General features: G+C 75.2%; 1 protein-coding gene. It reads left to right on the top strand.

The genetic code is table 11. From position 1 onward, the window contains the following. Window positions 1-92: 92 nt before the first annotated feature. The coding region (locus ABZV34_RS39680; protein WP_356288232.1) for an anhydro-N-acetylmuramic acid kinase at window positions 93-1258 on the top strand (1166 nt) is incomplete at its 3' end.

The raw sequence follows: 1258 nt of genomic DNA, 5'->3' as shown, positions 1-1258 counted from the left end.
CGCGATCCGGCGGCCCCCGGCCCGGTCACTTCGTACCGGCCGCCCGCGTACGGCGCGCCCGGCCGGTACGACCCGAAGACTCGGAGCTTCCCATGCGTGTGATCGGCCTGATGTCCGGCACCTCGTACGACGCCATCGAAGCAGCCGCGGCCGATCTCACCCTGGAGGGCGAGACGCTACGGATGCGTCCGCTCGGCCGGATCGGTGTCGCCTACCCCGATGACCTGCGCGCCGCGATCGGCGCCGCGCTGCCCCCGGCCGCGACCAGCACCGAAGCGGTCTGCGCCCTGGACACCGGCATCGGCCAGGCGTTCGCCGGAGCCGCCGTCCGCGCCCTGGCCGAAGTGTGCGGCGGCGACGCCGATCTGGTCGTCTCGCACGGGCAGACGATGCACCACTGGGTACGCGACGGCGCCGTGCTCGGCACCCTCCAGCTCGGCGAGCCCGCCTGGATCGCGGAGGCGACCGGCCTGCCCGTCGTGTCGGACCTGCGGGCACGCGACATCGCCGCGGGCGGCCAGGGCGCGCCCCTCGTCGGCATGACCGACACACTGCTGCTGCGGGGCCTGCCGGGCGTCCCGGCCGCCCTCAACCTGGGCGGCATCGCCAACATCACCGTCGCGGCTCCGGACACCGACCCGGTCGCCTTCGACACCGGTCCCGCCAACGCCCTGCTGGACGCGGCCGTACGCCATTTCACGGCAGGCGCCCGCGAGTACGACGAGTCGGGGCGCGGCGCCGGCGCGGGCCGGGAGGCGCCGGAGCTGCTGCGGCTGCTGCTCGACGAGCCGTACTACCGCCTGCCCGCGCCGAAGAGCACCGGCAAGGAGCTCTTCCACCTTCCCTACCTGCTGCGGGCGCTTGCTGCCGTACCGGTCGCCGAGCCGAACGACGTGCTGGCCACCCTCACCCGGCTGACCGCGGTGACGGTGGCGGACGCGGTCCGCGCCCACGGTGTCACCCAGTTGGTGGTCTCCGGCGGCGGGGCGCACAACCCCGTCCTGACCGGCATGATCGCCGAGGAGCTGCCCGGCGTGCGACTGCTGCCGAGCGACGACCTGGGGGTCCCCTCCGACGCGAAGGAAGCGCTGGCCTTCGCCGTCCTGGGCTTCCTGACGGTGCACGGCCTGCCGGGCACCCTGCCGTCGGGCACCGGCGCGCGCCACCCGTCACTGCTGGGCAGTGTCACGCCGGGCCGCCTGCCGCTGCGCCTGCCGGAACCGGCGGCGACGGCCCCCCGTCGGCTGGTGGTCGAGAC

The sequence above is a fragment of the Streptomyces sp. NPDC005195 genome (assembly GCF_040608315.1).
GTDB classification, from domain to species: Bacteria; Actinomycetota; Actinomycetes; order Streptomycetales; family Streptomycetaceae; genus Streptomyces; species Streptomyces kaempferi.
This window is presented reverse-complemented; position numbering and strand designations above follow the sequence as displayed.